22 protein-coding genes are annotated in these 20150 nt (G+C 71.6%); 11 read left to right on the forward strand and 11 right to left on the reverse strand.

All coding sequences use genetic code 11. From position 1 onward, the window contains the following. The coding region (locus AC07DF_RS14065) for a hypothetical protein (RefSeq protein WP_478970332.1) at positions 1-194 on the forward strand (194 nt) is incomplete at its 5' end. Positions 195-225: 31 nt separating this feature from the next. Here AC07DF_RS14065 and AC07DF_RS14070 read toward each other — a convergent pair. Continuing rightward, entirely contained in the window at positions 226-1191 is a 966-nt protein-coding gene (locus AC07DF_RS14070; RefSeq protein ID WP_478970334.1) for an NAD(P)-dependent alcohol dehydrogenase, read from the reverse strand. A gap of 107 nt (positions 1192-1298) precedes the next feature. On the opposite strand from AC07DF_RS14070, the gene AC07DF_RS14075 reads away from it, so the two are divergent. Next, a complete protein-coding gene (locus AC07DF_RS14075) occupies positions 1299-1967 on the forward strand; it encodes a TetR/AcrR family transcriptional regulator (RefSeq protein WP_478970336.1) in 669 nt (222 codons plus the stop codon). Here the strand turns inward: AC07DF_RS14075 and AC07DF_RS14080 are convergent. Next, the gene (locus AC07DF_RS14080; RefSeq protein ID WP_478970338.1) at positions 1954-3321 is read right to left on the reverse strand and encodes a hypothetical protein; all 1368 of its coding nucleotides are present in this window, start codon (positions 3319-3321) and stop codon (positions 1954-1956) included. The genes AC07DF_RS14075 and AC07DF_RS14080 overlap by 14 nt on opposite strands. Before the next feature lie 114 nt (positions 3322-3435). On the opposite strand from AC07DF_RS14080, the gene AC07DF_RS14085 reads away from it, so the two are divergent. Beyond that, a complete protein-coding gene (locus tag AC07DF_RS14085; RefSeq protein WP_478970341.1) occupies positions 3436-4659 on the forward strand; it encodes a molybdopterin-dependent oxidoreductase in 1224 nt (407 codons plus the stop codon). A 316-nt stretch (positions 4660-4975) separates the two neighbouring features. Here the strand turns inward: AC07DF_RS14085 and AC07DF_RS14090 are convergent, their stop codons facing one another. Genes AC07DF_RS14090 through AC07DF_RS14100 form a run of 3 tightly spaced genes read right to left on the reverse strand, consistent with a single transcriptional unit; the run spans position 4976 to position 7019 of the window. Continuing rightward, positions 4976-5728 (reverse strand): class I SAM-dependent methyltransferase, encoded by a 753-nt coding sequence (locus tag AC07DF_RS14090; protein ID WP_478970343.1) that lies wholly within the window; start codon positions 5726-5728, stop codon positions 4976-4978. Then, positions 5725-6342 carry a TIGR04282 family arsenosugar biosynthesis glycosyltransferase gene (locus AC07DF_RS14095; protein ID WP_478970345.1) on the reverse strand — a complete coding sequence of 206 codons (618 nt, stop codon included), beginning with the start codon at positions 6340-6342 and terminating at the stop codon, positions 5725-5727. Before AC07DF_RS14095 ends, AC07DF_RS14090 begins: the two co-directional genes overlap by 4 nt. Beyond that, on the reverse strand, positions 6339-7019 hold the full coding sequence (locus tag AC07DF_RS14100; protein ID WP_478970347.1) for a glycosyltransferase family 2 protein: 681 nt from the start codon (positions 7017-7019) through the stop codon (positions 6339-6341). Before AC07DF_RS14100 ends, AC07DF_RS14095 begins: the two co-directional genes overlap by 4 nt. A gap of 123 nt (positions 7020-7142) precedes the next feature. On the opposite strand from AC07DF_RS14100, the gene AC07DF_RS14105 reads away from it, so the two are divergent. After that, complete coding sequence (locus tag AC07DF_RS14105) at positions 7143-7862, forward strand: response regulator transcription factor (RefSeq protein ID WP_478970349.1); 720 nt, start codon at positions 7143-7145, stop codon at positions 7860-7862. A 2-nt stretch (positions 7863-7864) separates the two neighbouring features. Next, entirely contained in the window at positions 7865-8977 is a 1113-nt protein-coding gene (locus tag AC07DF_RS14110; protein WP_478970351.1) for a sensor histidine kinase, read from the forward strand. 20 nt (positions 8978-8997) lie between these two features. Here the strand turns inward: AC07DF_RS14110 and AC07DF_RS14115 are convergent, their stop codons facing one another. Next, on the reverse strand, positions 8998-9999 hold the full coding sequence (locus AC07DF_RS14115; protein WP_478970353.1) for an NAD-dependent epimerase/dehydratase family protein: 1002 nt from the start codon (positions 9997-9999) through the stop codon (positions 8998-9000). A 124-nt stretch (positions 10000-10123) separates the two neighbouring features. Between AC07DF_RS14115 and AC07DF_RS14120 the strand changes: the two genes are divergently transcribed. The 4 genes from AC07DF_RS14120 to AC07DF_RS14135 all read left to right on the forward strand — a co-directional run bounded on the left by AC07DF_RS14120 (position 10124) and on the right by AC07DF_RS14135 (position 14022). After that, positions 10124-10855: a flavodoxin family protein gene (locus AC07DF_RS14120; RefSeq protein ID WP_478970355.1), complete on the forward strand. Its 732-nt coding sequence runs from the start codon at positions 10124-10126 to the stop codon at positions 10853-10855. A 169-nt stretch (positions 10856-11024) separates the two neighbouring features. After that, a complete protein-coding gene (locus tag AC07DF_RS14125; RefSeq protein WP_478970356.1) occupies positions 11025-11462 on the forward strand; it encodes an NfeD family protein in 438 nt (145 codons plus the stop codon). 29 nt (positions 11463-11491) lie between these two features. Next, entirely contained in the window at positions 11492-12616 is a 1125-nt protein-coding gene (locus AC07DF_RS14130; RefSeq protein ID WP_478970357.1) for an SPFH domain-containing protein, read from the forward strand. 161 nt (positions 12617-12777) lie between these two features. Next, positions 12778-14022, forward strand: a complete 1245-nt coding sequence (locus AC07DF_RS14135; protein ID WP_478970358.1) for an ABC transporter substrate-binding protein — start codon at positions 12778-12780, stop codon at positions 14020-14022. Between the two features lie 40 nt (positions 14023-14062). On the opposite strand, the gene AC07DF_RS14140 is transcribed toward AC07DF_RS14135, so the two are convergent. Then, on the reverse strand, positions 14063-15880 hold the full coding sequence (locus AC07DF_RS14140; RefSeq protein ID WP_478970360.1) for a thiamine pyrophosphate-requiring protein: 1818 nt from the start codon (positions 15878-15880) through the stop codon (positions 14063-14065). Positions 15881-16236: 356 nt separating this feature from the next. Between AC07DF_RS14140 and AC07DF_RS14145 the strand changes: the two genes are divergently transcribed. After that, positions 16237-16425, forward strand: a complete 189-nt coding sequence (locus tag AC07DF_RS14145) for a hypothetical protein (protein WP_189232018.1) — start codon at positions 16237-16239, stop codon at positions 16423-16425. Positions 16426-16479: 54 nt separating this feature from the next. Further along, complete coding sequence (locus AC07DF_RS14150) at positions 16480-16806, forward strand: plasmid stabilization protein (RefSeq protein ID WP_478970362.1); 327 nt, start codon at positions 16480-16482, stop codon at positions 16804-16806. Positions 16807-17065: 259 nt separating this feature from the next. On the opposite strand, the gene AC07DF_RS14155 is transcribed toward AC07DF_RS14150, so the two are convergent. From AC07DF_RS14155 to AC07DF_RS14170, 4 genes are all read right to left on the reverse strand, one after another. Further along, positions 17066-17803, reverse strand: coding sequence for a cation efflux transmembrane domain-containing protein (locus tag AC07DF_RS14155; RefSeq protein ID WP_478970364.1), 738 nt, complete (start codon positions 17801-17803; stop codon positions 17066-17068). Next, positions 17803-18138: an ArsR/SmtB family transcription factor gene (locus AC07DF_RS14160; RefSeq protein WP_478970366.1), complete on the reverse strand. Its 336-nt coding sequence runs from the start codon at positions 18136-18138 to the stop codon at positions 17803-17805. The genes AC07DF_RS14155 and AC07DF_RS14160 overlap by 1 nt, the downstream gene beginning before the upstream one ends. A gap of 188 nt (positions 18139-18326) precedes the next feature. Further along, complete coding sequence (locus AC07DF_RS14165; protein WP_478970368.1) at positions 18327-19118, reverse strand: ABC transporter permease; 792 nt, start codon at positions 19116-19118, stop codon at positions 18327-18329. Then, positions 19115-20137 carry an ATP-binding cassette domain-containing protein gene (locus tag AC07DF_RS14170; protein ID WP_478970370.1) on the reverse strand — a complete coding sequence of 341 codons (1023 nt, stop codon included), beginning with the start codon at positions 20135-20137 and terminating at the stop codon, positions 19115-19117. The genes AC07DF_RS14165 and AC07DF_RS14170 overlap by 4 nt, the downstream gene beginning before the upstream one ends. Positions 20138-20150: the final 13 nt, after the last annotated feature.

Below are 20150 nucleotides of genomic sequence, written 5' to 3' on the forward strand. Positions count from 1 at the left end.
TGCTGCGCACGTTGCTGTCCCGGCGAGACCTCGGACCGGACGAGGTCCGTCAGACAGTCTCCTCGGCATTCACCTGGCTGGGTCGCCACGCCACGACCCGCAACGCTCACCTCGTCCTGAAGCCCCTGCAAGCCCGCATCGACCTCACTCCGGAAGATGCCCAGCGGGCAGCCGTGTTGGCGGCAGCAGAGTAAGACGGCCCACGTGGCATCCTCCCAGCGAGCCCTAGTCGACCCTGACCACGTACTTCCCCCGCACTCCGCCCGCCTCCAGCGCCCGGTGTGCCGCCGCTGTCTCCTCCAGCGGGAAGACCGTGTCCACCGCCGGTCGCAGCTTCCCCTCCGTCACCTGGCGGGCGAGGTCGCCGAAGAGCGCACGTTTGGGGTTGCCGCTGAAGAAGCGCACCCGGCCGCGTCCGTGGAGGGTGCTGGCCGCGATGTAGCCCAGTGAGGCGGCGGGCCGCGTCAGGTCGAAGGCGATGGTGACCATGCGACCGCCCGGCTTCAGCAGCCGCCGGAAGGTACGCAGGCCGGTGCCCGCCGTGTCGAGGACCACGTCGAACAGGCCCAGTTCCGCCGGCAACACAGCCTGGTGGTCGACGGAGTGGTGGGCACCGAGCGTGCGGACGAAGTCGAGGTTGGCAGCGCGGGCCAGGGCCGTGACCTCGGCGCCGTACGCCTGCCCGAGCTGGACGGCGGCGTTGCCGACGCCGCCCGCCGCGCCCCGTACGAGCAGTCGTTCGCCGGGGCGCAGCGCGGCCTTGTCGCGAAGGGCCGTGACGGCCGTGGTGGCCACCGGCAGCGCGGCGGCGGCCACGAGATCCAGCCCGTCCGGGACCCGGCCGAGCCGCTCGGGCCGTACCGTCACGTACTCGGCGGCGCTGCCGAATCCTGAGCCGCGGCCCAGGACGCCCCACACCTGGTCGCCGACCGCGACGCCGGTCGCGCCGGTGCCGAGTGCGGCGACCTCGCCCGTGAAGTCCAGCCCGACGCGCTGCGGGAACTTCCGGCCGGTGATGAGGCGGGCCCGACCGGAACGGGCCGCCAGTTCACCTCCGTTCACGCTGAACGCTCGCACGCGCACGAGGACCTCGCCGGGTGTGGGTACGGGACGTGGCACCCGGCCCACGTACAGCACCTCGGGGCCCCCGAAGCGGTCGAACAGTACGGCTTTCATCGTGCGGTTCTCCATCGCTCTCACCTTCGCCGACACCAGCGGCCGTGTGGGGGATCCGGGCGCCGAGCGTAGGCTGCCAAACGGACGAGATCGTCCACTTGAGCCGGAGGTGAGAGACAGTGGTGGGGGAATCCTCTCGGATCGCGGGTCAGGACGGGCTGCGGGCGGACGCCCGGCGCAACCGGCGGCGCATCCTCTCGGCTGCCCGCGCGGTCTTCGCCGAGCACGGCATCGACGCGCCCATGGCGACCGTGGCCCGACGGGCGGGGGTCGGTGTGGCGACGCTGTACCGGCGATTCCCGACTCGGGACGCCCTGGTGCGGGCCGCGTTCGCGCACCAGATGGACACCTGTGCCCGGGCGCTCACCGACGCGCTGGCCGACCCCGATCCGTGGCGGGGCTTCCAGCGGCTGGTCGAGACGGTCTGCGAACTGCAACGGGAGGAACGGGGCTTCCCGGCCGCGTTCGTCGCGGCCTTTCCGGACAGCACGCGAGAACACGCGCGAGTACGGGAACAGGCCGAGCGGGACTTCATGACCCTGGTCCGCAGGGCTCAGGCGGCGGGCGCGCTGCGAGCCGACTTCCACCCCTCCGACCTCGCCGTGGCCCTGCTGTCCCACTGCGGTCTGGTCACCGCGCTGCCGGGCGACCGTGCGGCGTCCCGGCGTCTGGTGGCGTACCTCCTCCAGTCGTTCCGTGCGGACGCGGCCCACGGGGCGCTCCCGGCGCCGAGCGCACTGTCACTGCGCAGTCTTCCGCTCACGCTCCCGCACGGGGTCACCACCCGGTGAGCAGCAGATGGTTGAGGAGGAGCGCGAGCACCGCCTGGGTCGCCAGCCAGGCGCGGGGACGGGTGAGGAACGCGCAGGCCGGCAGCAGCCATACCGCGAAGGGGAGCCAGATGCGTTCCGTCTCGGCCTTGCTCATGCCGGACAGGTCGGCGACCAGGAGGGCGAGGAGGGCCGCGGACACGAGAAGGGCGAGGCGGACGTGCCCGGGAGGTCCGGTGCGCCGCCGCAGCAGCACGCCACCCGTCCGCCGTAGCCCCGGTGCCGTCGCCAGGCCCGTGATCAGGACCGCGCAGGCGAGGTTCGCCCACACCCAGTAGCCGTAGGGGCGGGTACCGCCGACACCCTGGTGGTAGCGCGTGACGAGAAGCCGGTACGCCTCCCACCAGTCGAACCCGGCGAGGGTGAAGGCCGCCGGGACCACGGCCAGACCGGCGAGCAGCGGCAGGAGCAGCACCGGCCGTTCCCGGACGCGCCGCCGGCCGAGCAGCAGTACCGCCGCGCCGATGAGCGCGACGAGGGTGAGGCCGTACGAGAGGTAGCAGGTGAGCCCGAAGAGGAGCCCGGCCGCCGCCGCGCTCCCCCACTCCCGGCTCCGCTCGAGCGGCGGGACCCCCATCGCCGGCCTTCCGCTGACCGCGAGGGCCAGCAGCGCCACGGCCCACGCGGCGACCGCCGCGAAGTACGCGTCGGCGGAGGTGCCCATCCACACCGCGGCCGGGGCCAGGACCAGGAAGGCGGCAGCTCGTCGCGCGAGGCTCTCACCGGCCAGTGCCCGTACCGCGACCAGCACGGCCACGCATGCCGTGGCGCCGACGGCGACGCACCACACCCCGGCCCAGCCGCCGCCCCGCAGCCCGATCCGGTCGAGGAGGACGAAGGTGAGCGTGGCCGCGGGCGGGTGCCCGGCGACATGGGCGGGCCAGTTGTCGGGGGACTCCAGAAGGATGTGGTGGGTGAAGTCCCGCAGGGTCGCCGGGATGTCGTCGAAGCGGTCGATGACCTGGAGGTACTCGTGGCGGGTGGTGAGGCGGTCCGCGATGCCCCGCTGCCAGCCGTCGACCAGGGCGAGGGAGGCGATCCAGGCCGTTGCCGTCGCCCATGCCGCCGGGAGCAGGGCCCGCCAGGGCAGCCTGGCGGCGAGGGCGGGGCCGTACGCCACCACGGCCGCCGCCACGAGCAGGGCGGCCGGGGTGCCGGGGCCGGCATGGGGGTACCAAGTGGCGAGCACCGGGGGCCACTTGACGAACAGGGTGTGGTGGGAGTCCTGGATGTGCCGGCCGGCCAGCACGGCCGCCGTGACGAGGAGGGCGGCTGCTAGGGCGGCGTACAGATCGCGGAGGAGGGGGCGGGTCACATCCGCACGCTAGGCCGGGTGATGGGGGGAAGTACCTCCGTCCGGGCCGGATGTCAGCGTTTCGTCATCGGCCGCGCGGCCTTTTCGGGGGTGGGCCGGGCCTACGGTCGGGCCATGACACGGTCTCCTTCCTCGCCGGGTTTCTGGCGCAGCCCCCTGCGCGGCCCCTGGTTCACCTCGGTGCTGGGCGTCGTCCTGCTCGGCGGGATCACGGTGCTGTTCGTGACGGGGCTGGTGTCCTACGCCGCCTACAACCCGAACCTGTCGCCGGTGAACGACAAGACCCAGGACAAGGGGATCCTCGGCTTCTACCTGTTCTCCTGGCCGACCGACCCGCACTGGCTCTACCGGCTCAACCAGGGCGTCCACGTCACGCTCGGCATCACGCTGATCCCCGTGCTGCTGGCCAAGCTGTGGTCGGTGATCCCGAGGCTGTTCGCGCTGCCGCCGGCCCGCTCCCTCGCGCACGCGCTGGAGAGGATCTCGCTGCTGCTCCTCGTCGGGGGCGTGCTGTTCGAGTTCGTGACGGGTGTCCTCAACATCCAGCTGGACTACGTCTTCCCGGGCTCCTTCTACACCCTGCATTTTTACGGGGCCTGGGTGTTCTTCGCCGCGTTCGTCGCCCACGTCCTGCTGAAGATGCCGACGGCCCTGCGCAATCTGCGGCACCTGCGGGAGGAGAAGAACGACCTCGTGTCACCGCGTCCCGCCGAGCCGACCGTCTCCCGGCGGGGGGCGCTGTGGTTCGTCGGGGGCGGCTCGCTGCTGCTGTTCGCGACGACGGCCGGGCAGAGCTTCGACGGTCCGCTGCGGCGCACCGCCCTCCTGGCGCCCCACGGCGGCGGTGAACCCGGCAGCGGCCCGAACGGGTTCCAGATCAACAAGACCGCCGCGTACGCCGGGATCGACGCGGCCGAGACGGGCGAGGACGCGTGGCGGCTCGTCGTGACGGGGCGGACGGGCACGGTCCGTCTCAGCCGTGCCCAGCTCGCCGGACTCTCCCTGCACAGCTCGGCGTTGCCCATCGCCTGTGTGGAGGGCTGGTCGACGTCGGACCAGTGGTGGCGCGGGGTCCGGCTGCGCGACCTCGCGGCGCTCGTCGGGTACGACGACGACCCGCCGGACGTGTTCGTCGAGTCCCTTCAGGCACGCGGCGCCTTCCGCAAGGCCGCGCTGCGCGCCGACCAGGTGGCCGACGCGCGCTCCCTGCTCGCCCTGTACGTCAACGGCGAGGACCTGTCCCCCGACCACGGCTACCCGGCGCGGATCATCGTGCCCGCGGCGCCCGGTGTGCTCAACACCAAGTGGGTGGCCCGGATGACGTTCGGAGAGCTGTGATGCGACAGCCCAGGATCCCGCTCGGAAGTCCCTTCCAACTGCTTCTGCTCGCCTGCTCGTTCGCGCTCGCCGCCTACGCGGGGGTGCGGCTGCTCGCGGACGACTGGTTCGCCGTGGCCCTGTGGTTCGTGGGCGCGGCGCTGCTGCACGACCTCGTGCTGCTGCCGTTGTACGCGGCCCTTAACCGGGCGGTCGTGCGAGGGCTCGGTGCGGTCCGCCGCCGGGAACGGACGATGTACGTCCGCGTCCCGGCGGCCCTGTCCGGCCTGCTCCTGCTCGTGTGGTTCCCGCTGATCAGCGGGAGGGTGGACCGGCGCTACCGCCTGGGCACCGGGCTCTCGCCGGACGGCTTCCTCGCCCGTTGGCTGCTGATCACCGCCGTACTCTTCGGCGCCTCGGCGCTGCTGCTGGGCCTGCGGCTGCGCAGGGCGACGAAGCAGCGTCCGCCGGCAACCCACTGACCGGCGGCACGCCACCTCGCCCGGCGGGCGTGCCGCAGCAGGGCCGGGGTCCCGAGCCGCGCCCAGGGGAACGCACCGCCCGCTCCACAGCTGTGGACGACGTCGACGACCTGCACCTCGGCGCGCTCGTCGATGTCCAACGGGGCGGTCTCGGCGATCAGCAGGCCGCCGGGGCGCAGGACTTCGGCCACCCGGTCCAGCAGGGCGCGCGGATCGCCGCCGATGCCGATGTTGCCGTCCATGAGCAGGACGGTGCCCCAACGGCCCTCGCCGGGCAGGGGGTCGAAGACGGAGCGCCGCAGTGCCTGGCCCCCGATCCGTACGGCGTGGTGGACGGCGGTCTCGCTGACGTCGATGCCGAGGACGGCCCGGCCACGGGCGGCGAGTTCCGCGACCAGGCGGCCGGGTCCGCAGCCGACGTCCAGCACGCTGCCCTCGCACCGGTCCAGCACGTCCCGGTCGACGGCGTCGGCCTGCGCGCACCAGCGTTCGACGTCGAGCGGCAGCAGCCAGCCGTCGGCGCGGCGCAGGAACAGCGGGCCACGGCCCGCGCGCAGGGCGGTGGCGTAGGGGTCGGCGGCGGCCCAGGCCGCGGGCGCCGTGGTCATGGGCGCTTCGCCGTCCGGTACCGGGCCAGCCGGCCCGCGAACGTCCCGTGCGGGGCCAGCGCGGCGACCGCATGGGCGTCGGCGGCCGTGTCGACGTCCCGCAACCGGGGCAGGTCCCGCACCCGCAGGCCTGCGGCGACGAGCCTGCTCCGTTGCACCGCGCCCGTCGTGGACGTGGACATGGGGACGCCCCGCAGCAGGGCGGGGTCGGGGCGCGCCAGGCCGAGGGCCCAGAAGCCGCCGTCCTCGGCCGGGCCGAAGTGGGCGTCGCAGCCGGAGAAGTCCACGGTGAGCAGCTCCGGTGTCACCTGCGGGGTGTCCATGCCGATGAGCAGCGCCGGGCCGTCACAGCGCGCGAACGCGTCCGCCAGCCGCTCGTCCAGCCCGCCCGCGCACTGCCGTACGACGTCGAAGCCGGGCGGCAGCCAGGGGCCGGGCGCGCCGTCGAGCACGAGGACGCGCCGGGAGGCGGGCGTGCCCGCCACGGCCCGCAGGGTGTCCGCGAGGGACGCCTCCGCCAGGCCGGCCGCCTCCCCGGGCGTGAACGGCGGGGTGAGGCGGGTCTTGACCCGGCCGGGCCGCGGCTCCTTGGCGATGACGAGGAGCGTGGTCACCGCGGGGTCCTTCCGTCGGCCAGGACGCGGCTCATGTCCCGTACGGCCTGCCAGGTGCCGCGCCACGTGCCCGTCACCTTCGAGGCCCCGGTGCGCGGCAGGTAGGGCACGTCGTGCTCGGTGATCCGCCAGCCGTCGTCGGCCGCGCGCACCACCATCTGGAGCGGATAGCCGCTGCGCCGGTCGGTGAGGCCGAGGGCGAGCAACGGCTCGCGGCGGGCGGCGCGCAGGGGCCCGAGGTCGTGCAGCCGCAGCCCCGTGCGGCGGCGCAGCATCCGCGCGAGCGCGAGGTTGCCGGCCCGGGCGTGCGCGGGCCACGCGCCCCGGCCCTGCGGACGCCGTCGCCCGAGCACCAGGTCGGCCTCGCCGTCCCGCACTTCGCGGACGAAGGGGACGAGGAGCGACGGGTCGAGGGAGGCGTCGCAGTCGCAGAAGCACACCACGTCGGCGGTGGCGGCGGTCAGCCCGGCGTGGCAGGCCGCGCCGAAGCCCCGGCGCGGCTCGCTCACGACGGTCGCTCCGAACGCGCGGGCGACCTGGGCCGAGCCGTCGGTGGAACCGTTGTCGACGACGAGTGCGCGCCAGCCCGGCGGGATCCGTTCGAGGACCCAGGGCAGCGCCCGGGCCTCGTTCAGGCAGGGCAGCACCACGTCGACGTCCGAAGGAATCGTCGTCACGGTCTCACCCTACGAACGCGAAACGGGCATAGCGGACTTCTGCTCCTTACGAAACGCGGACGTCAGCGGCCCGGAGACCTCCGCCGCACGGCACCGGCGGGCGCCCGGTGCCAGGCTGGAGGCATGCAGCAGCCCCATCAGCACGAGGAGCACCTCGACGGGCCCCCGCGGATCCTGGTCGTCGACGACGACCCGACCGTCGCCGAGGTCGTCGCCGGGTACCTGGACCGCGCCGGTTACGCCGTCGACCGCGCGGACGACGGCCCGACGGCCCTCACCCGTGCCGCCGCGCACTGGCCGGACCTGGTCGTCCTCGATCTGATGCTGCCCGGGATGGACGGCCTGGAGGTGTGCCGGCGGATGCGGGGGCACGGGCCGGTGCCGGTCATCATGCTCACCGCCCGCGGCGACGAGGACGACCGCATCCTCGGCCTGGAGGTCGGTGCCGACGACTACGTCACCAAGCCCTTCAGCCCGCGCGAGCTGGTCCTGCGCGTGGAGTCGGTGCTCCGCCGCAGCAGGCCCGCCACGACCGGGCAGTCGCTGGGCGCGGCCGGCCTGACCGTCGACCCGGCGGCCCGCCGGGCCACCAAGAACGGCACCGAACTCGCCCTCACCCTCCGCGAGTTCGACCTGCTCTCCTTCTTCCTGCGCCACCCGGGCCGGGCCTTCGGCCGCGAGGACCTGATGCGCGAGGTGTGGGGGTGGGACTTCGGTGACCTGTCGACCGTCACGGTCCACGTGCGCCGTCTTCGGGGCAAGGTCGAGGACGACCCGGCCCGGCCCCGGCTGATCCAGACCGTGTGGGGCGTGGGCTACCGCTTCGACCCGGGTGGTGAGTGAGCATGCGGGACACCCTTCTCATCGCCGTCTACGCCTTCGCCGGTGCCGCCGCCACCGGGCTGGCCGGGGCGGCCGTCCTGCGCCTGATCCGGCGCCGCTCGCTCACCGCCTCGCTCGCGGTGGTCGCGGCGGTCGGGATCGTCGCGATGCTCGCGGGCACGCTGGCCGTGGCATGGGCGATGTTCCTGAACCGGCACGACCTGACCGTCGTCACGACCGTCGTCGCCATGGCGGCCGTGGTCTCCATGGCCACCGCTCTCCTCCTGGGCCGCTGGGTCGTGGCCCGCAGCCGCGAACTCGCGGTCGCGGCACGGTCGTTCGGCGACGGCGGGAGCTTCGCCGCCCCCGACGGACCGACCACCGCGGAACTGGATGACCTGAGCCGCGAGTTGGCGGCCACCAGCGCCCGGCTCGCAGAATCCCGCGAGCGGGAACGCGCACTGGAGACCTCCCGGCGCGAACTCGTCGCCTGGATCTCGCACGACCTGCGCACCCCGCTGGCCGGTCTGCGCGCCATGTCGGAGGCCCTGGAGGACGGCGTCGCCGCCGATCCCGACCGCTATCTGAAGCAGATGCGCACCGAGGTCGAACGCCTCAACGACATGGTCGGCGACCTCTTCGAACTCTCCCGCATCCACGCCGGCACGCTCCCTCTCACCCCCACCCGGCTCTCCCTCTACGACCTGGTCGGCGACGCGCTGGCGGGAGCCGATCCGCTCGCCCGGGAACACGGGGTGCGGCTGGTGGGCGGCCGGATCGAGCGGGTACCGGTGGAGGTGGACGGCAAGGAGATGAGCCGGGTTCTGGGCAACTTGCTGGTCAACGCCATCCGCCGGACTCCGGCCGACGGCACGGTCGCGATCGCTGCCGAACGCACGGCCGAGGGTGTGGTGCTGTCGGTGACGGACGCCTGCGGCGGCATCCCCGAGGAGGACCTGCCGCGCGTCTTCGACACCGGCTGGCGCGGCACGCACGCCCGCACACCCCCGGCCGGCGCGGGCCTGGGGCTCGCCATCGTCCGGGGGATCGTGGAGGCGCACCAGGGCCGGGCCACCGTACGCAACATCCCCGGCGGCTGCCGTTTCGAGGTGGTGCTGCCCGCCGCCGCTTCCTGATGCGGGCAGCACCACCGGTCCTATGCGCCCCGCATCTCGGCCCGTGCGAACTCCGCCATGCCCTCCTCGAAGCCGACCGCCGGCTTCCACCCCAGCCCGTCCCGCAGGCGCGACGAGTCCGCGGTGATGTGCCGTACGTCCCCGAGCCGGTACTCGCCGGTGACGACCGGCTCGGGCCCGCCGTACGCGGCGGCCAGGGCCCGGGCCATCTCGCCGACGGTGTGCGGGTCGCCGCTGCCGGTGTTGTAGGCCGTGAGCGCACCCCGCTCGGACTCCGTCTCCAGAGCCACCGCGCCCGCCGCCGCCACGTCCCGCACGTGCACGAAGTCCCGCCGCTGGCGCCCGTCCTCGAACACGCGCGGTGCCTCACCCCGGGCGAGCGCCGAGCGGAAGAAGGAGGCGACACCGGCGTACGGGGTGTCGCGGGGCATGCCGGGTCCGTACACGTTGTGGTAGCGGAGCGACACCGCCGACCCGCCGGTGCAGCGGGCCCAGGCGGCGGCCAGGTGCTCCTGGGTGAGTTTGGTGGTGGCGTACACGTTCCCGGGATCAGCCGGCGCGTCCTCGCCGACCAGACCGGGTGAGAGGCCCGCCCCGCACACCGGGCAAGGCGGCTCGAACCGGCCCGCGTCGAGGTCGGCGACGGCACGCGGCCCGGGCCGCACGACCCCGTGCCGCGGACACTCGTAGCTCCCCTCCCCGTAGACCACCATGGACCCGGCCAGCACGAGACGCCGTACACCCGCCTCCGCCATGGCGGCCAGCAGCACAGCGGTGCCCAGGTCGTTGTGCGAGACATACTCCGCCGCGTCGGCGACCCCGTCCCCGAGCCCCACCATCGCGGCCTGATGACACACGGCGTCCACGCCGGAGAGGGCCCGACGAACGGCCTCGGGGTCGCGCACGTCGGCGCCGGCTTCCTCCCGGACGTCGAGGACGACCGCCTCGTGCCCCCGCTCCCACAGGGCGCCGACCACATGGGACCCGATGAACCCGGCACCGCCGGTGACCAGTACACGCATACGGCCACGCTAGGCCCGCACCGGCGCCGCGCCACGGGACCGCGCCCGCTCGTCATGACTCCGTAAGGCATGCGAGTGTGCGTCGAACCCGGACAAAACGGAATCCACGCGAGACGCTGCACCCATGACAGCCGATGCCGCGACCGAATCCCCGTACCGCTTCGACGACCTGACCGCCCTCTACATCAACTGCACCCTCAAACCCTCCTCGCAGCTCAGCCACACCCAGGGCCTGATCGACAAGAGCGCGGAGATCATGATGTCGCGCGGGGTCACCACGTCCGAGATCCGCGCCGTCGACCACGACATCGCACCCGGCGTCCACCCGGACATGACCGAACACGGCTTCGCCACCGACGAGTGGCCCGCGCTGTACGAGCGGGTGATGGCCGCGGACATCCTGGTCATCGCGGGGCCGATCTGGCTCGGCGACAACAGCTCCGTGACGAAGAAGGTGATCGAGCGCCTCTACGCCTGTTCCAGCCTCCTCAACTCACAAGGGCAGTACGCCTACTACGGCCGCGTCGGCGGCTGTCTGATCACCGGCAACGAGGACGGCGTGAAGCACTGCGCGATGAACGTCCTCTACAGCCTCCAGCACCTCGGCTACACGATCCCGCCGCAGGCGGACGCCGGCTGGATCGGCACGGCCGGCCCCGGCCCGTCGTACCTCGACCCGGGATCGGGCGGCCCGGAGAACGACTTCACCAACCGCAACACCAGCTTCATGACCTGGAACCTGATGCACCTCGCCGCCCTGCTGAAGCGCGCCGGAGGCGTCCCCGCGTACGGCAACCAGCGCTCGCAGTGGGACGCCGGCTGCCGGCCGGGCGCGGACAACCCCGAGCACCGCTGACGGTCGGGCCCGCCCCGGCGCGCAGTGCTCGCACCCCGTAGTCGCTGACCTGTGCTCATGTGACTCGGCGGCGCGTCCAATGATCATGAACCGCGGATGTCGTGTCTGTTCTGCCCGGCGTGTCCGGGCGGTAGCTTGGTGGAGAGGGCCCGTGAAGGAGGGCGATTCGATGGCGTGGTTCGCATGGCTCCTCGCCGCCGCGGCACTGGGTGTCGCGGAGTTCTTCACCCTGACGCTGGTCTTCGGGCTCCTGGCGGGCGCCGCGCTGGTCGCCGCTGTTGTCGCCGGTGTGGGCATCGGCGTACTCGGTCAGTTCGTGGCCCTCGGAGTCGCGGCGGCCGCGGGCCTTCTCGTCGTCCGTCCTGTCGCGCTGCGGCAGATGTCACAGCAACCCCTCACCCGCGACGGCAGCGATGCGCTGATCGGTAAGCGGGCCGAGGTCATGCAGGAGGTCACCGCGACCCGTGGTCTGATCAAGCTCTCCGGCGAGGAGTGGTCCGCCCGCGCCTTCGACGAGAGCCTGGTGATCCCGGTGGGAGCGCTGGTGGACGTCATGGAGATCCAAGGCGCCACGGCCGTCGTCTACCCCCGCGAGCTTCTTCCGTGAACGGCTGAACGCATAGCAACGGAGGCACTGTGGATCCAGTTGTCGTCCTCGCCCTTGTAGCCGCCATCGTCGTCGTCTTCCTCGTGGCCTCCAGCGTGCGGATCGTCCCGCAGGCGCGCCGCTACAACGTCGAGCGGTTCGGCCGCTACCGCCGGACGCTGCAGCCCGGGCTGAACCTGGTCGTGCCGGTGGCGGACCGCATCAACACCAAACTCGACGTGCGCGAGCAGGTCTACTCGTCCGACCCCAGGCCGGTGATCACCGAGGACAACCTCGTGGTGAACATCGACACCGTGCTCTACTACCAGATCACCGACCCGAGGTCGGCGGCCTACGAGGTCGCCGACTACCTGCAGGCGATCGATCAGCTCACCGTGACCACGCTGCGGAACGTCATCGGCAGCATGGACCTTGAGGAGACGCTCACGTCGCGCGAGGAGATCAACTCCCGGCTGCGCGCCGTCCTCGACGACGCCACCGGCAAGTGGGGCATCCGGGTCAACCGGGTCGAGATCAAGGCCATCGATCCACCGCACACCATCAAGGAGGCGATGGAGAAGCAGATGCGGGCCGAGCGTGACAAGCGCGCGGCCATCCTGCACGCCGAGGGGGAGCGGCAAGCCAAGATCCTCACCGCGGAAGGCACGAAGCAGAAGGACATCCTGGAGGCGCAGGGCACGCAGCAGGCCATGATCCTGCGGGCGGACGGTGAGGCGAAGGCGGTGGAGCTCGTCTTCCAGGCCGTCCACCGCAACAACGCCGACGCGAAGATCCTGGCCTACAAGTACCTGGAGACGCTCCCGCACCTGGCGAACAGCGACAACAACACCTTCTGGGTGATCCCCGGGGAGCTGACCGAGGCGATCCGGACGGTCACCACCGCGTTCGGCGACCAGTCGACAGCGGGCCCGCCCCGATCCACGCGCCCCGAGCACCCCGAGGAAGCAGACACGGCCGACCCTGGCGACACGTCGTACGAAAGCCGGACCCCGGAGCTGGGCACCGGCTCGGCGGTTCAGGTTTCGCTCGATGCCGCCGCGGCCGCTGACGAGGCGGGGAGGCAGGCCGCCGCCGCGGTGAACGATGCCAAGGCCGAGGCCGAGGCCGCGAAGTCGCCTCAGTCACCGCGCCGGGGGCAGACGCCGGGGGGTTGACGCCGAACTCGGCGGGGTGCCGTTCCCACAGCGCCTCCAGGCCCGGTCCGTACACCCACTGGGCCGCTGAGAGGCCTTCCGGGTACTCCCCGACGACCTCCCCCTCTGAGCGCGTGCCATAATGCGTGCATATTGTCGCGAAAGGGACGTATGGACGTTCTATGACGGGGCCGCGCATCGCAACGAGGGCAGCCGTCGCCCTGGCTCTGGCCGGGGCGCTGGTCATGGCGTGCGGCGCCGACGGCGGCGACTCCAAGACGTTGACCTGGTCGATGTGGGCCAGTGGAGGCGAGGAACAGCAGGTCTGGCACGAACTCGCGGACCGGGTGTCCAACGAGGACCCGCGGATCACGATCAAGCTGGAGACCTCGTCCTTCGACGACTACTTCGCCAAGCTCGGCACCCGCCTGGGCAGCGGCGACGCCCCCTGCGTCGTCTCGATGCAGGCGCTGCGCACCACGGGCTACACCCAGGGCATGCTGCCGCTCGACGACCTGATCGCCGAGAACGATTTCGATGTGACGGACTTCGACAAGTCCGTCATGGACGGGCTGAGCGCGGACGGCAAGCAGTACGCGCTGCCGTACGACGTCGGTCCGGTGATCCTCACGTACAACAAGGACATGTTCCGGGAGGCGGGGGTTCCGGAGCCCAGGCCGGGGTGGACTCTGGCCGAGTTCGAGTCGGCCGCCCGTGAGCTGACCGGGGGCGGGAACTACGGGTTCGTGGCGGCGCCTCAGGATGTGTGGATGTTCTCCATGGTGCTGACCAAGACCGGGGCGCAGCCCACCGACGGCTCGGGCGGACTACGGCTCACCACGCCCGCCATGACCGAGGGCGTGCAGTGGTACGCCGACCTCGCGGCCAGGCAGAAGGTCGCCCCCCGTCTGCCGGCGGACGATCCCGCGTTCTCCGACCGGCAGTTCCTCAGCGGCGATGTGGCCATGGGAACCAACGGGCCGTGGGCGTTGCTGAACCTGAAGAACCAGGCCGGCTTCCAGGTGGGCCTGACCACGCTGCCCGCCGGCCCGGACGGCAGCAGGACGTACACGTCCGGCTCCGGGTTCGGCATCTCCAAGTCCTGCCCCGACCCGGAGGGGGCGTTCAGGGCGATCACGCTGATGACCGCCAAGAAGCAACTGGAGTGGCTCGGCGGGGTGGGACGTGCCTATCCGTCACGTGAGTCGGCACAGCACGCGTGGTACGAGAACGCCGGCCTCGCCGATGCCCGAGAGGTCCTCGAAGCCGCCGACGCCACAGCCGTTCCGCTGCGTACGACGAAAAACTGGGAGCGGGTCAACCAACTGCTCAACCAGTACGGCCCCGACCTCTTCAGCGGCGTGAGTTCCGCGCATCAGGTACTGGAGCAGGTGCAAAGTCAGGCCGGGCAGACGACACCGCCTTGAGCCGTTCCCCCGCCGAGCCTGCCCGGCCACGCCCACGCCCCTAGGTTCCGGGCCGGTCCTCGCGGCTGCGGTTGCGGTTGCCGGGCAGGAATTCCTGCACCTTGGCCTTGAAACCCTGCCGGACCATGCCCGCGCGGTCGCTGTCGCCCTTGAGGATCGAGGTCGCGGCAGCCTCGATCTGGTCGAGCGTGGCGTGCGGCGGGATGGGCGGTACGGCCGGATCGGTCACGAAGTCCAGCACGCAGGGCTTGTCGGCGGCCAGCGCGGTCTCCCAGGCGCCCCGCACGTCGCCCGGCTTCTCGATACGCACGCCCTCCAGGCCGGCCAGGCGGGCGGCCTCGGCGTAGGGGAAGTCGGGAAGGGACTGGGAGGCTTCGAACTGGGGAGCGCCCTCCAAGGCGCGCATCTCCCAGGTGACCTGATTGAGGTCCTGGTTGTTGAAGACGGCCACGATCAGCCGCGGGTCGGCCCACTCACGGTAGTACTTGGCGATGGTGATCAGCTCGGCCATGCCGTTCATCTGCATCGCCCCGTCGCCGACCAGGGCGATGGCCGGGCGGTCGCCATGCGCGAACTTGGCTCCGATCGCATACGGCACACCAGGCCCCATGGTGGCGAGCGTGCCGGACAGCGAACCGCGCATCCCGCCGCGCAGCTTCAGGTGGCGGGCGTACCAGTTGGCGGCCGAGCCGGAGTCGGAGGACAGGATCACGTTCTCCGGCAACAGGTCGTTGAGCGCGTGCACGACGTACTCGGGGTTGACCGGCTCGGCGTCGACCGCCGCGCGCCGCCGCATCACCTCCCACCAGCGGGCGGTGCCCTTCTCGATCTTCTTGCGCCAGCCGGTGTCCTTGGCCTCGTCGAGCAACGGCAGGAGCCGGGTCAGCGTCTCGCGGGCATCGCCGACCAGGTTGACCTCGAACGGATAGCGCAGCCCGACCATGTGCGGGTCGATGTCGATCTGCACGGCCCGGGCCTGCCCGAACTCCGGCAGGAACTGGGTGTAGGGGAAGGACGAGCCGATGACGAGCAGGGTGTCGCAGCCGGTCATCAGCTCGTAGGAGGGCCGGGTGCCCAGCAGGCCGATGGAGCCGGTGACGTACGGCAGATCGTCGTCGAGGGCGTCCTTGCCCAGCAGCGCCTTGGCCACTCCGGCGCCCAGCCGGTCGGCGAGCGCCATGACCTCCTGACGGGCCCCGCGGGCGCCCTGCCCGACCAGGACCGCGACCTTCTCGCCCGCGTTGAGCACCTCGGCGGCTCGGGCGAGGTCATCGTCGCTCGGCACCGGCGCGTAGTGCGGCATGCCGAGACTGGAGGGGACCATCTTGAAGGCGTGCTCGGGCGGTGAGTAGTCCAGTTCCTGCACGTCGGCGGGGATGATCACGGCCGTGACCGAGCGGCGGGCCATCGCGGTGCGCATCGCCCGGTCCAGCACGTTGGGCAGCTGCTCGGGGACGGTGACCATCTCGCAGAAGTCGGAGGCGACGTCCTTGTACAGGCTCACCAGGTCGATCTCCTGCTGGTAGGAGCCTCCCATGGCGCTGCGGTCGGTCTGCCCGACGATGGCGACGACGGGCACGTGGTCGAGCTTGGCGTCGTAGAGGCCGTTGAGGAGGTGGATGGCGCCGGGGCCGGAGGTGGCGGCGCACACTCCGACCTTGCCGGAGAACTTGGCGTAGCCGACGGCTTCGAAGGCGGACATCTCTTCGTGACGGGACTGGATGAAGCGGGGGTTGTCGCCGGCGCGGCCCCAGGCCGCGAGCAGACCGTTGATGCCGTCGCCGGGGTAGGCGAAGACATGCTCCACCTCCCATTCGCGCAGGCGCTCGAGGAGATGGTCGGAAACCTTCTTCGACATGTTCACGCTCCTTTCCGGTAGGGCGGTGATGCGTGCCGGGGGCTGGGGGAGGGCGTGCGGGTGCGAACCAGGGGCGGCGCAGCGCGCGCCGCGACCCGCCTTCCCGAAGCGCTGACCAGGTCCGACGACTGTTCGGCGGAGCGGCTCTCCGCCTTGCCACCGCCCCGGGTACCCGGCGTCGACGAGCGCAAGGGCGCGTACGGGGCCGCGGGGACCAGTGCTCTCACGGCGCCTCTGGGGTTCTCCGTTGCTGCACCACGACGCGAGCTGACATCACGGCCGCATGCTTCGGGTGGGTCGCCAGGGGAACCCGTCGCCCGGAACGACAACCTCCGAAACGAGCGAGGTGCCCGCAGATGTCCAATCCACAGCAGCCAGAACAGCGACGCAGCCAGAAGGGCGGCGGCACGCCCCAGCAGAGCGGCGAGAACAAGGCCCGGGAAATGGAGGCGAAGGGCCGGAGCGCCCACGGCACGGACAAGGGCGACAAGGGCGGCGGAGAAGGCGGCGGAGTGCCGCCGGACCAGCAGACCGAGCACCCGTGACCCTGCCCGACGACCTGTCGCAGCCACCGGTCCATCCGAGAAGGGAGATCCGCCATGCCGGCCGGATCCAGCTCCAAGCGTGAGCGCCAGTACGAACACATCAAGGAGGGCGCCGAGGACCGCGGCGCATCGTCGAAGCGCGCCAAGGAGATCGCCGCACGGACGGTCAACAAGGAGAGGGCCAGGTCAGGCGAGTCGAAGAGCGCCAGCAAGACCTCGACGCGTGACCCCAAGTCGGCCCCCCAACGCGGCGGGCAGCGCTCGCACAGCGGCCCGGAGGGCCCCACCAAGGATCAGCTCTACGAAGAGGCCAAGGAGCGCAACATCCAGGGCCGCTCCTCGATGAGCAAGAAGCAGCTGGAGAACGCCCTGGGCCGCTGACCCGAGGCTTCTCGCCGTCGGCTGGAAAGACGGACGGCACCGACAGAGGTCGCAGCCCGCCATCCGCGCTGGTGGCCCGGGTAGAGGCGCCGCCGCCGTTCGCACCGCTGCTGCTGGTCAATCACTGCCGCCGCGACGGTCCTCGGGAGCGGGTTCACGAGCAGCAGCCTGAGTCGCCTGTGCTGGGCTGCCCGCCGTGGATCCGAAGGAGGAAGTAGCCAGAAGCCCTACAGCGCCAGTGCCTACCAGGCCCAGCCGGTCATCGGGCGTCCGCCTCCTCGGCAGGGGCGCAGCAGGCGCGGCCCGCAGCGCACCCGCAGCCGTCCTGGCTCGCTGCCTTGGCTGTCATCGGTCCCATGGGCACCGCGCAGCAGTTGTCGCCGCGCCATGCTTCACGTCCTTCCTTCACCGCCACGGCGGCGATCACCAGGGCTGCGATCGGGTCGGCCCAGCTCCAGCCGAACAGGGAGTTGGCGAGCAGACCGACCAGGAGGACCGCCGAGAGGTAGGTACACAGCAGGGTCTGCTTGGAATCCGCGACAGCTGAGGCGGAGCCGAGTTCGCGTCCGGCGCGGCGCTGGGCGGCGGACAGGAACGGCATGATCGCCAGGGAGAAGGCGGCCAGCACGATGCCCGGCGTGGAGTGCTCGGCCTCGCCCGTGCCCGTCAAGGCGCGGATGGAGCCGACGGTGACATACGCGGCCAGAGCGAAGAAGGAGAGCGCGATGATGCGCAGGGCCGTCTTCTCGCGCGCCTCGCGTACGGCGTGATCGGCGGCGGAGAACTGCCACGCCACGGCCGCCGCCGAGGAGACCTCGATCACCGAGTCCAGGCCGAAGCCGATCAGGGCGGTGGACGAGGCCATCGTGCCGGCGGTGATGGCGACGATCGCCTCGATGACGTTGTAGGTGATCGTGGCGGCGACCAGCAGACGTATGCGGCGGGCCAGTTGGGTGCGCCGATTCGGCGTGGGGCTCAGGGATATCGGCGTCGCCATCAGCAGCATCCCGTCCTGTCGGCCTCTACGCATGTCCGGTCGGCCTCGACGGCGAGGACGGCGCCCCGCAGGTCGTCCAGGGCGCGGCCGAGACGGGCGTCGGCCAGTTCGTAGCGCATGCGCCGGCCCTCCGGGACGGCGACGACGATGCCGCAGTCGCGCAGGCAGGCGAGATGGTTCGACAGCCTGGTGCGGGAGATCTCCAGCCTGTCGGCCAGGTCGGCCGGGTGCGCTGGTGCCTCGCGGAGGGCAAGCAGGATGCGGCAGCGGATCGGGTCGGCGAGCGCACGGCCGAAGCGTGCGAGGGCGTCGATGTCGGAGGCGATGCTCAGCATGTCTCCGACAGTACAGAGAATCCTGGATTCAGGAAATCGTGGATTGTCGACGGAGGCCGGCGGACGGAGGCCGGCGGAGGGGATTGACGCACCTGTACGCGAACGGGGCGGCGTACTCCGATGTGGTGTCGGTGTACGCCGCCCTGGAGCGGTACGGGTTGCGGGAGATGGCCCGCGTGTCATGGCGGTTACTTCGGGTCGCGGTCGAACACCGACTTCGACCAGAAGTAGCCGAGCGTGGTGAGAGCCAGGCACCAGGCGACCGCGAGCCACCCGTTGTGGCCGATCTCGGTGCCGAGCAGCAGGCCGCGCACGGTCTCGATGGCCGGCGTGAACGGCTGGTACTCGGCGATCGGCTGGAACCAGCCCGGCATCGCGTCGACCGGCACGAAGGTGCTGGAGATGAGCGGCAGGAAGATCAGCGGCATCGCGTTGTTGCTGGCCGCCTCGGCGTTGGGGCTGACCAGGCCCATGCCGACCGCGACCCAGGTGAGGGCCAGGGCGAACAGCGTGAGCAGGCCGAACGCCGCCAGCCACTCCAGAACCGTGGCATCGGTGGAGCGGAAGCCGATGGCCACGCCGACGGCGCCGACGAGCACCACACTCATGAGCGCCTGCAGCACGCTGCCGATGACGTGCCCGATGAGCACGGAAGCACGGTGGATCGCCATCGTGCGGAAGCGGGCGATGATGCCCTCGGTCATGTCGTTGGAAACGGACACCGCAGTACCGATCGTGGTGCTGCCGATGGTCATCAGCAGCAGACCCGGTACGAGAAAGGCGATGTACTCGGAGCGATCGGCGCCGCCACCGCCGATGCCCGCGCTCATCGTGTCTCCGAAGATGTAGACGAACAACAGCAGCAGCATGATCGGCGTCAGCAGCAGGTTCAGGGTCAGGGACGGGTAGCGACGCGCGTGCAGGAGGTTGCGACGCAGCATCGTGGTGCAGTCGCGTCCGGCGAGGGAGAGGGTGCTCATCGGGCGGCCTCCTTGGGCTGGTTGGGCTGCTTGGGCCGGCCGGCCTGGCTCGGCACGGTGCCGGCGGTCAGGGCGAAGAAGACGTCGTCGAGGTCGGGGGTGTGCACGGTCAGCTCGTCCGCCTCGATGCCGGCCGAGTCCAGCCGGTCGAGGATGGAGCGCAGTTCGCGCTGGCTGCCGTCGCTGGGGATCTGCAGGGTGAGGGACTCGTCGATGGGGGTCCCCCCGCTCGAGCGCAGCCGAGAGTGGGGGAGGGCGACCTCGCTCAGGGTGGTGGCGGCACTGCGGTAGGCGGCGGGGTCGGTGAAGCGGAGCCGGACGTGTCCGCCGGGAATGAGGCGCTTGAGTTCCTCGGCGGTGCCTTCGGCGGCGATGACACCGTCGTGCAGGACGGCGATGCGGTCGGCGAGTTCGTCGGCCTCCTCCAGGTACTGGGTGGTGAGGAAGACGGTGACGCCGCCGGTGACCAGTTCGCGGATGATCTGCCACATGTTGTGGCGGGAGCGGGGGTCGAGGCCGGTGGTGGGTTCGTCGAGGAAGATGATCCGCGGGTTCCCGACCAGGGTCATGGCGATGTCGAGGCGGCGCTTCATGCCGCCGGAGTAGGTGGAGGCGGGCTTCTTCGCCGCCTCGGTGAGGTCGAAGCGTTCCAGCAGCTCGGCGGCCACCCGTCGCCCCTCGCGCCTGGACAGGTGGTGCAGGTCCGCCATGAGGAGCATGTTCTCCTCGCCGGTGATCAGGCCGTCGACGGCGGAGAACTGGCCGGTGACACCGATCGCCGCACGCACCGCCTGGGGGTCGGCGGCCAGGTGGTGGCCGCCGATGTGGATGTCGCCGGTGCCCGGACCGGCGGAGATCAGGGTGGACAGGATCTTCACGGCGGTGGTCTTGCCGGCGCCGTTCGGGCCGAGCAGGGAGAAGACCGTTCCTTCGGGGACGGCGAGGTCGACGCCGTCGAGCACGACCTTGTCGCCGTAGGACTTGCGCAGCCCGTGCGCCGCGATGGCCAGGTTGGTCATGACGGTCGGCTCC

This window comes from Streptomyces sp. NPDC044719 (genome assembly GCF_056433405.1).

Bases quoted from the DNA above. Each gene is read 5' to 3' on its own strand.
- AC07DF_RS14070 (WP_478970334.1), bottom strand. From the start codon at position 1,191: ATGGAGAACCGCACGATGAAAGCCGTACTGTTCGACCGCTTCGGGGGC.
- AC07DF_RS14165 (WP_478970368.1), bottom strand. From the start codon at position 19,118: ATGAGCACCCTCTCCCTCGCCGGACGCGACTGCACCACGATGCTGCGT.
- AC07DF_RS14125 (WP_478970356.1), top strand. From the start codon at position 11,025: ATGGCGTGGTTCGCATGGCTCCTCGCCGCCGCGGCACTGGGTGTCGCG.
- AC07DF_RS14140 (WP_478970360.1), bottom strand. From the start codon at position 15,880: ATGTCGAAGAAGGTTTCCGACCATCTCCTCGAGCGCCTGCGCGAATGG.
- AC07DF_RS14115 (WP_478970353.1), bottom strand. From the start codon at position 9,999: ATGCGTGTACTGGTCACCGGCGGTGCCGGGTTCATCGGGTCCCATGTG.
- AC07DF_RS14145 (WP_189232018.1), top strand. From the start codon at position 16,237: ATGTCCAATCCACAGCAGCCAGAACAGCGACGCAGCCAGAAGGGCGGC.
- AC07DF_RS14110 (WP_478970351.1), top strand. From the start codon at position 7,865: ATGCGGGACACCCTTCTCATCGCCGTCTACGCCTTCGCCGGTGCCGCC.
- AC07DF_RS14085 (WP_478970341.1), top strand. From the start codon at position 3,436: ATGACACGGTCTCCTTCCTCGCCGGGTTTCTGGCGCAGCCCCCTGCGC.
- AC07DF_RS14160 (WP_478970366.1), bottom strand. From the start codon at position 18,138: ATGCTGAGCATCGCCTCCGACATCGACGCCCTCGCACGCTTCGGCCGT.
- AC07DF_RS14135 (WP_478970358.1), top strand. From the start codon at position 12,778: ATGACGGGGCCGCGCATCGCAACGAGGGCAGCCGTCGCCCTGGCTCTG.
- AC07DF_RS14150 (WP_478970362.1), top strand. From the start codon at position 16,480: ATGCCGGCCGGATCCAGCTCCAAGCGTGAGCGCCAGTACGAACACATC.
- AC07DF_RS14155 (WP_478970364.1), bottom strand. From the start codon at position 17,803: ATGGCGACGCCGATATCCCTGAGCCCCACGCCGAATCGGCGCACCCAA.
- AC07DF_RS14090 (WP_478970343.1), bottom strand. From the start codon at position 5,728: ATGACCACGGCGCCCGCGGCCTGGGCCGCCGCCGACCCCTACGCCACC.
- AC07DF_RS14105 (WP_478970349.1), top strand. From the start codon at position 7,143: ATGCAGCAGCCCCATCAGCACGAGGAGCACCTCGACGGGCCCCCGCGG.
- AC07DF_RS14120 (WP_478970355.1), top strand. From the start codon at position 10,124: ATGACAGCCGATGCCGCGACCGAATCCCCGTACCGCTTCGACGACCTG.
- AC07DF_RS14170 (WP_478970370.1), bottom strand. From the start codon at position 20,137: ATGACCAACCTGGCCATCGCGGCGCACGGGCTGCGCAAGTCCTACGGC.